Origin of the sequence: Streptomyces sp. NPDC102462 (assembly GCF_044765425.1) — a bacterium.
Classification (GTDB): domain Bacteria; phylum Actinomycetota; class Actinomycetes; order Streptomycetales; family Streptomycetaceae; genus Streptomyces.
This window is the reverse complement of sequence record NZ_JBIWKB010000002.1, coordinates 89,000-101,825: the sequence shown is the minus strand read 5'-3', so window position 1 is coordinate 101,825 and position 12,826 is coordinate 89,000. Positions and strand designations below refer to the sequence as shown.

Below are 12,826 nucleotides of genomic sequence, written 5' to 3'. Positions count from 1 at the left end.
CTGCTCAAAAAAGGGGGGACGGTTGCTGATCCGCAGCGTAGTGGCGGCCCTATCGGTCGACAGTGCGGTGTTTACCACACCTAGGGTGGCTTGCATGACGCCGCGAGATCCAGCAGACGCGAACGACAACCGGTGGTCCGACCTGGACCGCCCGCCCCTCAACGGCACGGCGCTGCGGCGCGGGCTGGTGCGCGAGGGCGGCCTGTGGACGGAGGTGGAGGTGGTGCGGCGCACCGGCTCCACCAACAACGACCTGGTCGCCCGGGCCGCGGCGGGCGACGTGGCGGAGGGTGCGGTGCTCGTCGCCGAGGAGCAGACGCAGGGGCGGGGCCGGCTGGACCGCCGCTGGACGGCGCCGGCCCGCTCCGGGCTGTTCTTCTCTGTGCTGCTGCGCCCCGCCGAGGTGCCGGTGTCCCGCTGGGGCTGGCTGCCGCTGCTCACGGGCGTCGCGGTGGCCACCGGGCTGGCCCGGGCCGCGGGCGTCGACACGGCGTTGAAGTGGCCCAACGACCTGCTGGTGACCGTGGGCGGCGAGGAGCGCAAGGCCGGCGGGATCCTCGCGGAGCGGGCTGGGGACGACGGCGTGGTCGTGGGCGTCGGCGTCAACGTCACTCTGCGCGAAGCGGAACTCCCGGTGCCGCAGGCCGGGTCGCTGGCGCTGGCCGGGGCCGTGAGCACGGACCGTGACCCGCTGCTGCGGGCGATGCTGCGTGCGCTGGAGGACTGGTACGGACGCTGGCGCTCGGCCGGCGGCGACCCCTCCGTCAGCGGACTGCAGGAGACCTACGCGGCGGGCTGCGCGACCCTCGGCCGCACCGTGCGGGCGGAGCTGCCGGGCGACCGGGCCGTGGTGGGCGAGGCCGTGGCGGTGGACGGCGACGGCCGCCTGGTGATCGCAACCCCGGAAGGCATCCAGGAACCGGTGTCCGCAGCAGACATCATCCACCTACGCCCCACCTGACCCACCGCTCGCCGGTTGCGCCCCGTAAGGGGCGCGGGGAACTGCGCGACCGGCCACGACGGTGCCGCGGACGGCAGACGGCCGATGTCTCCGAAGGGGGGCGCGGGGAACTGCGCGACCGGCCACGACGGTGCCGCGGACGGCAGACGGCCGATGTCCCCGAAGGGGGGCGCGGGGAACTGCGCGACCAGCCACGACGTGCCCGCGGCTGCGTACGGCGCCCAAGACCCCCAGACTGGTTGCGGGGGCAGGGGGGCTGCAAGCCCCCGGTGGGCCCCCGCCACAACCAGGGCCAACCGCACCGACACCGAGCACATCACCCCCGGCCGAACCTAACGGAGTGAGCTGGCGCACACCTGCCGTAGAGTTGAGGCCGGTCGATACGTGACCGCGGCAGATCGGAAGGGCAGCAGGCGTGACCGTCGACGACACGGGCTCCGGCGCGGACGCGGACGGCCGGGTGAACCCTCCCCCAGCGCCGTACGACCAGGGGGACCCCCAAGCCGCCGACCCTGGCGAGGATCCGCTCACCCTGCGCCTGGAAACCCTCATCCTGGGCGCCGAGCGGCGCTACACCCCCTTTCAGGCGGCCCGCAGCGCAGGCGTCTCCATGGAGTTGGCGTCGCGCTTCTGGCGGGCCATGGGCTTCGCCGACATCGGCCAGGCCAAGGCCCTCACGGAGGCCGACGTGCTCGCGCTGCGCCGCCTCGCCGGCCTCGTCGAGGCGGGCCTGCTGAGCGAGGCCATGGCCGTGCAGGTGGCCCGCTCCACCGGGCAGACCACCGCCCGGCTGGCCGAGTGGCAGATCGACTCGTTCCTGGAGGGGCTGACCGAGCCGCCCGAGCCGGGCATGACCCGCACGGAGGTCACGTATCCGCTGGTCGAACTGCTCCTGCCCGAGCTGGAGGAGTTCCTGGTCTACGTCTGGCGGCGCCAGTTGGCCGCGGCCACCGGCCGGGTCGTACAGGCCGGCGACGACGAGGAGATGGTGGACCGGCGGCTGGCGGTCGCCTTCGCCGACCTCGTCGGGTTCACCCGGCTGACCCGTCGGATGGAGGAGGAGGAGCTGGGCGAGCTGGTCGAGGCCTTCGAGACGACCGCCGCCGACCTGGTCGCCGCCCGCGGCGGCCGGCTCATCAAGACCCTCGGCGACGAGGTGCTGTACGCCGCCGACGACGCCGGCACCGCCGCCGAGATCGCGCTGCGCCTCATCGAGACGATGGCGAACGACGAGACGATGCCGGAACTGCGCGTCGGGATGGCGTTCGGCACGGTGACCACCCGGATGGGCGATGTCTTCGGTACGACCGTGAATCTCGCCTCGCGGCTGACGTCGATAGCGCCGCGTGACGCCGTGCTCGTGGACAGCGCGTTCGCCGAGGAGCTGATCCGCACCGGGGAGGCGCCCGCATCGGAGGCGGAGGCGGCCGAGGCCGCGGCGGCCGCCGAGAAGGAGGGCGAGGAGCCGCCGGCGTACCGCTTCGCGCTGCAGCCGATGTGGCAGCGTCCGGTCCGCGGACTCGGGGTGGTCGAGCCCTGGCTGCTCACCCGGCGTGACGGCGCGTCCTGACGGGAACGGCCGGTCACGAACCGCCGGCCAGCGACAGGCCGATGCACAGGTTGAGGATCGGCACGCATACGCCGCCTCCCGGCCGGTCCTGCGTCGGGGACGGAGACGGGGCGGGTGCCGGTGCGGCGGAGGTCCGGCCGGGTGCGGGGGTGGGTGCGGGCGGTGGCGCTGCGCTCGCGGTGGCCGTCGGCGGCGGGGTGGCGCCGGGCACCGCCGGGTCGGCCGTGGCGCCGGGCGCGTCCGCGCGCGGGGGCGTGACGGTGGAGGGTGAGTGTCCCGGAGCCGGTGTGGCGGAGGGGTCCGAGGTGGCCGTGCCCGGGGCGTCGGTGCCGTCCTGTTCGGGGGTCGCCTGGGGCCGGCCGGTCGGGGTGGTGCCGACCGTGGCGGCCGTACGCGTCGACCGGTCGGCGGTGGCGGCCTGACCCGGCCTGGGTTCCGCCTCGGCGGTGCCGGGTCCGCCGACCTGTGACTCGGGGGAGACCCTGACGAGGCTCAGCACACCGACGGCCAGTACGAGACCGACGGCGGCCAGTGCCCTGCGCGGGCGACGCCTACGATGCCGTCCCCGCCGCGCACGAGCCCCCGCCCCACCCTCGCCCCCCACCACCCCAGAGCCTGCCGCCCCCTTGACCGCCGGTACGTCCGCCGAGCCTGGTGTCGTTTCGGCCGCTGGTACGCCTGCCGAGCCTGGTGTCGTTTCGGCCGCCGGTACGCCTGCCGAGCCTGGTGTCGCCTCTGCCGCCGGTGCGTCTGCCGAGCCCGGTGTCGCCTCCGCCGCCGGTTCGTCCCCCGGACCGGCCGGCCCCGGCCCCGGTCTCGCCGAGTCGGCCGCGCCCGCTGCGTCCGCCGGCCCCACGGGATCAGGTACGCCCGCGGCTCCTGTCGGCGCGGACGTGTCGCTGGAGCCCGACGCAGCCGCCGCCCCCGGCGCCTCTGGCGGGCTGCTTGGCTTGCTGGAGTGATCGGAGCCCGGTGCGTCGCTTGGGCGTGCCTGTTCGGCCGGGTCCGTCGAGCCGGGGGTACCCGACGCCGCCGACGCACCCGCCGAGCCCACCGCCGCGGAACCTGGGGGGTCCGCCGAGCCGGGTGGCCCGGCCGCCCCGGTCGGCCCGGATGAGCCCGCCGGCCTCGATGGGCCTGCCGTATCCGGCGGACCTGCCGTTCCCGGCGACCCTGCTGTACCCGATGCCCTTGCTGTTCCCGGCGACCCTGCCGCATCAGATGCGCCCGCCGGGACCGCCGGTCCAGACGAGCCCGCCGTTCCCGATGGGCCTGCTGTTCCCGCCGGACCTGCCGCAGCAGATGTGTCTGCGGGGGCCGCCGGGCCCGAGCCCGACGAGCCCGCCGAACCGGATGCGTCCGCCGTCCCGGGGGCGCCTGCCGGGCCCGCCGACCCTGATGTCCCCGCCGGGCCCGCCGCCCCGGAGGGGACCGCTGAAGTGTGCGTTGTGTCTTGCGCGTCCGGTGTGTTCGGGTGCGCGCCCCTGTGCGTCTGCGTCATCGCGATTCCTCCCCGCTCGCGCCCCCCGATGCGCCATGGCGCAGCGCACGTTATGCGTTCGCTCGGGTGCTCGACGGGGAGTCCGGGGATTGTCACTCGAACGTGGACCTCCGGGTCACCTCTTTCCCCGGCGGGGCCCGGCTGCGATGATCGGGGCGTCAGTGAGTTAACCCGCGTTAACCGGAGGGTGTCATGAGCGAGGAGCGGTTCGGGGAGTTCGTACTGGTGCGGCGGCACGGTCACGTCGCGGAACTGGTACTGGACCGGCCCAAGGCCATGAACGCCGTCTCCACGGACATGGCCCGCTCCATCGCGGCGGCCTGTGCCGCGCTCGCCGCCGACCGGGACGCGCGGGTGGTGGTGCTGACCTCGTCGCACGAGCGCGCGTTCTGCGTGGGGGCCGACCTCAAGGAGCGGAACTCCTTCAGTGACGCGGACCTGGTGCGGCAGCGCCCCGTCGCGCGGGGCGCCTACACCGGCGTACTGGAGCTGCCCATGCCGACGATCGCCGCCGTGCACGGCTACGCGCTGGGCGGCGGCTTCGAACTGGCGTTGTCCTGCGATCTGATCGTGGCCGACGGCACGGCCGTGGTGGGGTTGCCCGAGGTGTCCGTGGGGGTTATCCCGGGCGGGGGCGGCACCCAGCTGCTGCCCCGCCGGGTCGGTGCGGCGCGGGCGGCCGAGCTGATCTTCTCGGCGCGGCGGGTGGCGGCGGCCGAGGCGCGTGAGCTGGGGCTGGTGGACCAGGTGGTGGACGAGGGCCGGGACCGCGAGGAGGCGCTGGCCCTGGCGGGCCGAATCGCCGGCCACTCGCCGGTCGGCCTGCGCGCGGCCAAGCGGGCGCTGCGGCTCGGGCACGGGCTGGATCTGCGGGCCGGGCTGGAGGTCGAGGACGCGGCCTGGCGCTCGGTGGCGTTCTCCGGGGACCGGGCGGAGGGGGTTTCGGCGTTCAACGAAAAGCGCACGCCCCAATGGCCGGGCGAGTAACCCGAGGAAACCCCCGACCGTCGGCCCGCCCCTTCCCCGACTGCCCTGCCGTCCCGGAAGGCACCCACCGCTCCCGCAAAGCCCCCACCGCTCCCGCAAAGCCCCCACCGCTCCCGGAAGGTACCCGTCGCCCCCAGGAGGTATCCGTCGCCTTTCCGGGGCACCTGTTCGGCATAACAATGTCCCCGTTCATACCAAACGTCCCTAACCTGGAGTGATGGGTGAGGACAAGCGGCTGGCGGCCGTCGTGGCGTTGGCCCAGGGGATGGCGGCGGCCCACGCGCCGGCGGAGTCCTGGCAGGCGGCGGCGAGCGGTGCCTGCCGGGCGCTGGACGGCAGCTTCGCCGCGCTGTCGGTGTGGGAGCGCGACCGGGGCCGGCTGCGGGTCCTCGTGAACGTGGGGGAGCGGGCCCCGGACGAGGAGGAGTTCCCGGAGAACGAGACCTACCCGGTGCACCAGTTCCCCGAGATCACCGAGTTCCTGCACGAGCGGTGGGCGCTCGGCGGCGGCCCGCACGCCTGGGTGGAGACCGCCGAGGGGACCGCGGCCGGACGCCCCGGCTACTTCCACCGGCGGGTCACCGCGCTGCGCCGCCGCGGGCGCGGCTGTTGCGTGGTCGCGCCGATCGTGCTGCACGGCCGCGCCTGGGGCGAGCTGTATGTGGCCCGGGGCACGGGGGCGCCGGTCTTCGACCGGGCCGACGCCGGCTTCGCCACCGTGCTGGCGGCGGTCGTCGCCGCCGGGATCGCGCAGACCGAGCGGCTGGAGGAGGCCCGGCGGCTCGCGTTCACCGACGCGCTCACCGGGCTCGCCAACCGCCGGGCCGTCGACATGCGGCTCGACGAGGCCGTCGAGCGGCACCGCGCGGAGGGTGTGGTGGTGAGCCTCGTGGTGTGCGATCTCAATGGGCTCAAGCGGGTCAACGACACCCGTGGGCACGCCGTCGGCGACCGCCTCCTAGAACGCTTCGGCTCGGTGCTCTCGTTGTGCGGGGCGATGGTGCCGGGCGCCCTGGTGGCCCGTCTGGGCGGCGACGAGTTCTGTCTGCTCGCGGTCGGGCCGCCCGCCGACGACGTGGTGAAGGCCGCGGACGAACTGTGCCGTCGTGCCGCGGACTTGGAGCTGGGGGAGGGGGTGGCGTGCGGGGTCGCCTCGACCGCGGACGCGATCGGTCCGGTGCGTTCCGCGCGCCGGCTGTTCCGGCTCGCGGACGCGGCCCAGTACCGGGCCAAGGCGGAGCGCGCCGAGCGGCCGGTCGTCGCGGGGCGGGAGGGTCCGGACGATCCGGTCGTGCGGCTGGCCGACGAGCCGTCGCCCGCGCGGGCCGAGCGGCGCCGCTTCCGCGGGCGCCAGCCGTGAGGCGGCGGCCGTGAGGCGGTGGCGCCGACGGCTCCTCCCGGGCACCCCTCGCGGGCCCTCCTCGGTAAGGGGCGAACCCGGTCCCCACTAGTGACAGTGTGACATTCAATGCGTACGCTCCTGAATATGGATATGCATACTGTGGTGGTGGGGACGTCCGGCGTCACCGCGTCCGACGTCCTCGCCGTGGCACGGGGCGACGCCCGGGTCGAGCTCGCGCCCGAGGCGGTGACGGCCCTCGCGGCGGCCCGGGAGATCGTGGACGCGCTGGCGGCCGAGCCGGATCCGGTCTACGGCGTCAGCACCGGCTTCGGCGCCCTGGCGACCCGGCACATCGGCCCGGAACTCCGCGCCCGACTGCAGCGCAACATCGTCCGCTCGCACGCCGCCGGCATGGGCCCGCGGGTGGAGCGGGAGGTCGTACGGGCCCTGATGTTCCTGCGGCTGCGGACCCTGTGCTCGGGGCACACGGGCGTGCGGCCGGAGGTCGCGCAGACCGTGGCCGACGTGCTGAACGCGCGGATCACCCCGGTCGTCCACGAGTACGGCTCGCTCGGCTGCTCCGGCGACCTGGCCCCGCTCTCGCACTGCGCGCTGACCCTCATGGGCGAGGGCGACGCCGAGGGACCCGACGGGACCGTACGGCCCGCGGGCGACCTGCTCGCCGAGCACGGCATCCGGCCCGTGGAACTGCGCGAGAAGGAGGGGCTGGCCCTCCTCAACGGCACCGACGGCATGCTCGGCATGCTGATCATGGCCCTCGCCGACCTCGACACCCTCTACAAGTCCGCCGACGTCACCGCGGCCCTGTCGCTTGAGGCCCTGCTCGGCACGGACAAGGTGCTCGCGCCCGAACTGCACGCCATCCGGCCGCACCCCGGCCAGGCCGCGAGCGCCGCCAACATGCTCGCCGTGCTCAAGGGCTCCCAGCTGACCGGCCTGCCCCGGGTGGCCGGCGCAGCCCGCAGCGGGGCGGCCGCCATCCCGTACGAGGAGCCGCGCGTCCAGGACGCCTACTCCGTACGCTGCGCCCCGCAGGTCGCGGGCGCCGGGCGGGACACCGTCGCGCACGCGCGTCTCGTCGCCGAGCGGGAACTCGCGGCGGCCGTCGACAATCCGGTGGTCCTGCCCGACGGGCGCGTTGAGTCCAACGGCAACTTCCACGGCGCCCCGGTCGGCTACGTCCTCGACTTCCTCGCCATCGCCGCCGCCGACCTCGCGTCGATCGCCGAGCGCCGTACCGACCGGCTGCTCGACAAGAACCGCAGCCACGGCCTGCCGCCGTTCCTCGCGGACGACCCCGGCGTCGACTCCGGGCTCATGATCGCCCAGTACACCCAGGCGGCTCTGGTCAGCGAGATGAAGCGGCTGGCCGTGCCCGCCTCGGCGGACTCCATCCCGTCCTCCGCCATGCAGGAGGACCATGTGTCCATGGGCTGGTCGGCCGCGCGCAAGCTGCGCACCGCCGTCGACAACCTGAGCCGGGTCATCGCCGTCGAGCTGTACGCGGCGACCCGGGCCCTGGAACTGCGCGAGGGAAGGACACCGGCGCCCGCGTCGCAGGCGGCCGTCGAGGCGGTACGGGCGGCGGGGGTGAGCGGTCCCGGTCCCGACCGGTTCCTGGCGCCCGACCTGGCGGCGGCGGACACGTTCGTGCGCGGCGGGGGGCTCGTCGCCGCGGTGGAGGCGGTCACCGGGCCGCTGCGGTAGCTGCCGCGCGGGGGCCCGGCGTCCGTCCGGGCTCCTGGCGGCACCCCGCGGTGCGGCAGGCGCCGGTCAAAGAAGCGTCAAGCGTGCCTAAAAACCGAGCCGTTCGCGGCGTACGGAGTAGCCCACGAAGCCGGCGCCGAGGGCGAGGAGCACGGTGCCGCCGACGACGTACGGCGTGGTGTCGAAGCTGCCGGTGTCGGCCAACTCGACACCGTCCGCGGTGCCGTCCGCGGCCGGTGCGTCCGCCGCGTCCGTCGCCGACACAGCTCTGGCCTGCTGGGTGATCTGCGCCGCCGGGGACTGCGTTCTCGCCGGGGCGTCCGGTGTCGCGTTCGCGGACGGGACGAACCACAGGGCGCCCAGGAGGGTGCCCGCGGCGGTGGCGGTCAGCAGCGGACGGCGAGCGGATGACACGGAATATCGATCCCCTTGTGACGCTGGCGAATTGGCCGTGCGGAGCGATGTTAGTGAAAGTCGCGGGTCACAGGAAAGTCACGGGAGGTTTCGGCCGTACGCTCCCGCCATGAGCACTCCAGAGACATCACGTTTTGTGCGCCTTCGCGTGGAGCTGGTCCTCGAAGTGGGGAACGCGGACGCTGTGACCAAGGCCGCCGTGCGCCGGGTCGCCGACGATCCGGAGATGCCGGATGCGGAACGCGCCCACGCCGAGGAGGCTGTGACGGAAGACACCGCCGAGGCCCTTGCCTATCTCGTCGATCCGTTCGACCTGGTCAGCAAGGTGCCGGGGGTCGAACTCCAGCAGGCGTCCTGGTCGAGCGAGCGGACCGAGTACGACCCGGATTCGCCGGACTGGGACCTGGACGAGGATGATGTCGGGGGCGACGAAGAAGACGACGGCATCGGCTGAGCGTTCCGGGGGAATTCATGACCCCGGACGGCAACCGCCGTCCGGGGTTTCGTCGTCTCACAGGGCGCACGGACCGAAGCTCGCACCACCCCGCTCCGGCGAACGTGGTGCGCCCCACACATCCGAAGGGTGTGGAACGGGATGAAACGGTCGTAGCGTTGAAGGCTCTTAACAGGGTTCTCGGGGTATTCGCGGATCGGCAACGATGGAGAAACGTGTGATTACGGACAGTAAGCGGCGCAAGGGTCTGCTGACCGCGTCCGCTCTGCTCGGTGGTGTGCTGGTGCTCACGGGGTGCTCCGGCGGCGATGCCAAGGCCGAGGGCGGCAAGGACACCTCGCAGGCGAAGGTCGACGAGGCGGCGGCCAAGAAGACGTCCGTGGCCCAGATCACGATCACACCCAAGGACGGCTCGAACAACGCCTCCATCAACAACTCCGCCGCCGTCACGGTGGCCAAGGGCACCCTGACGAATGTGACGATGACCACGGCCGACGGCACGGACGTCCAGGGCGAGCTGTCCGCCGACCGGACGAGCTGGAAGCCCAGCGCCCAGCTGGAACGCTCCACCACCTACAAGGTGGCCGCCGAGGCGAAGGACTCCGAGGGCCGCATCGCCCACGAGAACGCGTCCTTCACCACGGTCTCCCCGGACAACAGCTTCATAGGCAGCTTCACCCCGGAGGACGGCTCCACCGTCGGCGTCGGCATGCCCGTGTCGATCAACTTCGACAAGGCGATCACCAACAAGGCCGCCGTGCAGAAGGGCATCACCGTCACCTCCAGCAGCGGCCAGGAGGTCGCCTGCCACTGGTTCAACGCCAACCGCATGGACTGCCGCCCGCAGGACTACTGGACCGAGAACTCCACCGTCACCCTGAAGCTCGCCCTCGACGGCGTCGAGGGCGCGAGCGGCGTCTACGGCGTGCAGCAGAAGACGGTCTCCTTCCACATCGGCCGCAACCAGATCTCGTACGTCGACGCGCAGACCAAGCAGATGAAGGTCACGCAGGACGGCAAGACCGTCAAGACCATCCCGATCTCCGCCGGTTCGCCCGACAACAAGACCTACGAAGGCATCATGGTGATGTCCGAGAAGTTCAAGGAGACGCGCATGAACGGCGCGACCGTGGGCTTCACCGACGACGACGGCAAGGGCGAGTACGACATCAAGGACGTGCCGCACGCCATCCGGCTCACCAATTCCGGCACCTTCGTGCACGGCAACTACTGGGGCGCGAAGTCCATCTTCGGCGCGGTCAACACCAGCCACGGCTGCGTCGGCCTGTCCGACACCAAGGGAGCCAACGACCCGAACACGGCGGGCTCGTGGTTCTACAACAACTCGATCATCGGTGACGTCGTGGTCGTCCAGAACACCGGCGACAAGACCGTCGCCCCGGACAACGGCCTCAACGGCTGGAACATGGACTGGGCCCAGTGGAAGGCGGGTTCGGCCGTCTGAGCCGCCACGCGCCGCCCCACCGCTCGACCGATGCCGTCCCCGGCCCCCGGGGGCGGCATCGCTCGTTCCCGGCCCCCCGGTCACCGGCGCCGCGGGGACCGGCACAGCCTTCTCATGCGTCTCTTATCGCGGCCTTATGCAGTCATCAGGGTCCGTCCCTAGCTTGCGGCCCATGTTCTTCACCTACCTGAGGCGCGAACTGCGCCGCCGCAGAAAGGCGGCCCTGGTCGTCGCCTCCGGACTGGCGCTGGGTATCGCGCTCGTCATCGTCGTCACCTCCGTGTCCAACGGCATGGGCAAGGCACAGGACAAGGTCCTCCAGTCGCTCTACGGCCTCGGCACGGACATGACCGTCACCAAGGCCTCGGAACCGAGCACCAGCAGCTCGCAGCGCCCGCGCTTCCAGTTCGACGCCCGCGGCAGCGACGACGACTCGACGCAGAGCAGTGACCGGGTCATGGTGCAGGGCTTCACCACGCTGGCCTCCTCGACCGTCTCCGAGGTCGCCGACCAGCAGGGCGTGTCGAGTGCCGTCGGCGGGCTCAGCCTCAATGTGTTCAAGGTCAGCGGCCAGTTCACCCGCGGCCAGTTCCAGCAGAACCAGCAGGGCGGCGGCATGCCCGGCGGCGAGCCGGGCGGCGGCAGCGGCCAGCCGCAGGGCGAGGTCCGCGGCGGCGGCGCCGACTTCGACATCAACCAGTACACGGTCTACGGCACCGACGTCACCCGGACCGGGCTCGGCCCGCTGACCTCCTCGAAGATCACCAGCGGCCGCACCTTCAAGACCACCGAGACCGACGCCAAGGTGGCGGTGGCCGACTCCGCGTACGCCAAGGAGAAGAAGTACAAGGTCGGCAGCACCGTCACCGTCAAGGGCGTCAAGTACGAGGTGATCGGCATCGCCACCGCCGACAGCGGTGACGCGGCGGCCAACCTGTACATCCCGCTCAAGCAGGCGCAGACACTGGCGGACCAGAAGGACAAGGTCACCACCATCTACGTCAAGGCGGCCGACTCGCAGCAGATCGACGCCGTCAAGAGCGCCATCCAGAAGAACGTCTCGGGCACCACCGTCACCACCTCCGCCGACCTCGCCAAGACCGTCTCCGGTTCGCTGTCCACCGCGTCCAGCCTCGCCACCAGCGTCGGCAAGTGGCTGTCGATCGCGGTGCTCGTGGCCGCGTTCCTGGTGGCCGGTCTGCTCACCTCCTCCGCCGTCTCGCGGCGGGTGCGCGAGTTCGGCACGCTCAAGGCGCTGGGCTGGAAGTCGGGCCGGGTGACCCGGCAGGTGGTCGGCGAGGCCGTCGTCAACGGACTGGTCGGCGGCGCGCTCGGCATCGCGGTCGGCCTCGTGGGCGCCTACGTCGTCACCGCGATCAGCCCGACCCTTGAGGCACAACTCGGCAGCGCCGCCGGCCAGGCGGGCGGCCCGGGCGGCGGGGCCTTCATGGGCGGTCCCGGCCGGCAGACCGCGAAGTCCCTTGAGGTCGCGCTCACCGCGCCGGTCAGCGTCACCACCATCGCCGTGGCGGTCGCCCTGGCCGTCGCCGGCGGACTGATCGCGGGCGCCTTCGGCGGATGGCGGGCGTCCCGGCTGCGTCCCGCGGACGCGCTGCGGCGGGTCGAGTAGGCGCATCGCCGGCCGGCGGTCCGGCCCACCGACCCAACCCCCACCCGTATTCCAGGAGTTGTTCCACCCATGTACGAACTCACCGGCGTCACCAAGCGCTACACGCGCGGCAAGGACACCGTCCACGCTCTCGACGGCGTCGACCTGACCATCGGGGACGGTGACCGGCTGGTCATCCAGGGCCCCACCGGCGGCGGCAAGTCGACGCTGCTGCAGATGCTCGGCGGCCTGGACCGGCCCAGTTCCGGAGAGGTGGTGCTCGACGGCGTCGACCTGGCCAAGCTGCCCGAGGCGCGGCTGACCCGGGTGCGCAGCGAGAGCATCGGCTTCGTCTTCCAGTCCTTCAACCTGATCCCGACGCTCACCGCGCAGGAGAACGTCGAAACGGCGCTCGTCCCGCTCGGCGTGAAGTCGGCGGACCGGCGCGAACGGGCCGCGCAGGCACTGAAGTCGGTCGGGCTCGGCGAGCGGCTCGGACATCTGCCGTCCGAGATGTCCGGCGGCCAGCAGCAGCGCGTCGCCATCGCCCGGGCGCTCGTCAAGCAGCCGAAGGTGCTGCTCGCCGACGAACCCACCGGCAACCTCGACGAGGGCATGCGTGACGAGATCATGGATGTGCTCGAACGCATGTGGAAAGAGCACGGGCTGACGTTCATCATGGTCACCCACGACTCCTCGATCGCCCGCAAGGCCCCGCGTCTCGCGACCCTGCGCAAGGGAAAGATCACCGTGAAGGAGAACACCGGCACCTGATCGGGCGGAGGCCGTATAGCA

At 72.6% G+C, this 12,826-nt stretch carries 11 protein-coding genes; 9 read left to right on the top strand and 2 right to left on the bottom strand.

Features of this window, described 5'->3' with window-relative positions:
- Window positions 1-94: 94 nt before the first annotated feature.
- Window positions 95-961: a biotin--[acetyl-CoA-carboxylase] ligase gene (locus ACIRFL_RS02605; protein ID WP_404023288.1), complete on the top strand. Its 867-nt coding sequence runs from the start codon at window positions 95-97 to the stop codon at window positions 959-961.
- Between the two features lie 415 nt (window positions 962-1,376).
- Complete coding sequence (locus ACIRFL_RS02600; protein ID WP_404023287.1) at window positions 1,377-2,531, top strand: adenylate/guanylate cyclase domain-containing protein; 1,155 nt, start codon at window positions 1,377-1,379, stop codon at window positions 2,529-2,531.
- A 13-nt stretch (window positions 2,532-2,544) separates the two neighbouring features.
- Here the strand turns inward: ACIRFL_RS02600 and ACIRFL_RS02595 are convergent, their stop codons facing one another.
- The gene (locus ACIRFL_RS02595) at window positions 2,545-3,030 is read right to left on the bottom strand and encodes a hypothetical protein (protein WP_404023286.1); all 486 of its coding nucleotides are present in this window, start codon (window positions 3,028-3,030) and stop codon (window positions 2,545-2,547) included.
- A gap of 1,194 nt (window positions 3,031-4,224) precedes the next feature.
- On the opposite strand from ACIRFL_RS02595, the gene ACIRFL_RS02590 reads away from it, so the two are divergent.
- The 3 genes from ACIRFL_RS02590 (at window position 4,225) to hutH (ending at window position 8,089) form a co-directional block, all read left to right on the top strand.
- Window positions 4,225-5,019, top strand: coding sequence for an enoyl-CoA hydratase/isomerase family protein (locus ACIRFL_RS02590; RefSeq protein WP_404023285.1), 795 nt, complete (start codon window positions 4,225-4,227; stop codon window positions 5,017-5,019).
- 217 nt (window positions 5,020-5,236) lie between these two features.
- Entirely contained in the window at window positions 5,237-6,379 is a 1,143-nt protein-coding gene (locus ACIRFL_RS02585) for a diguanylate cyclase domain-containing protein (protein WP_404023284.1), read from the top strand.
- A 132-nt stretch (window positions 6,380-6,511) separates the two neighbouring features.
- The gene (hutH, locus tag ACIRFL_RS02580) at window positions 6,512-8,089 is read left to right on the top strand and encodes a histidine ammonia-lyase (RefSeq protein ID WP_404023562.1); all 1,578 of its coding nucleotides are present in this window, start codon (window positions 6,512-6,514) and stop codon (window positions 8,087-8,089) included.
- A gap of 87 nt (window positions 8,090-8,176) precedes the next feature.
- On the opposite strand, the gene ACIRFL_RS02575 is transcribed toward hutH, so the two are convergent.
- A complete protein-coding gene (locus ACIRFL_RS02575) occupies window positions 8,177-8,503 on the bottom strand; it encodes an LPXTG cell wall anchor domain-containing protein (RefSeq protein ID WP_404023282.1) in 327 nt (108 codons plus the stop codon).
- Between the two features lie 109 nt (window positions 8,504-8,612).
- Here ACIRFL_RS02575 and ACIRFL_RS02570 point away from each other — a divergent pair, with 109 nt between their 5' ends.
- The 4 genes from ACIRFL_RS02570 to ACIRFL_RS02555 all read left to right on the top strand — a co-directional run bounded on the left by ACIRFL_RS02570 (window position 8,613) and on the right by ACIRFL_RS02555 (window position 12,805).
- On the top strand, window positions 8,613-8,957 hold the full coding sequence (locus ACIRFL_RS02570; RefSeq protein WP_404023281.1) for a hypothetical protein: 345 nt from the start codon (window positions 8,613-8,615) through the stop codon (window positions 8,955-8,957).
- Window positions 8,958-9,162: 205 nt separating this feature from the next.
- Window positions 9,163-10,422 carry an Ig-like domain-containing protein gene (locus tag ACIRFL_RS02565; protein ID WP_404023280.1) on the top strand — a complete coding sequence of 420 codons (1,260 nt, stop codon included), beginning with the start codon at window positions 9,163-9,165 and terminating at the stop codon, window positions 10,420-10,422.
- 172 nt (window positions 10,423-10,594) lie between these two features.
- The gene (locus tag ACIRFL_RS02560) at window positions 10,595-12,052 is read left to right on the top strand and encodes an ABC transporter permease (RefSeq protein ID WP_404023279.1); all 1,458 of its coding nucleotides are present in this window, start codon (window positions 10,595-10,597) and stop codon (window positions 12,050-12,052) included.
- A gap of 69 nt (window positions 12,053-12,121) precedes the next feature.
- The gene (locus ACIRFL_RS02555; RefSeq protein ID WP_404023277.1) at window positions 12,122-12,805 is read left to right on the top strand and encodes an ABC transporter ATP-binding protein; all 684 of its coding nucleotides are present in this window, start codon (window positions 12,122-12,124) and stop codon (window positions 12,803-12,805) included.
- Window positions 12,806-12,826 lie beyond the last annotated feature (21 nt).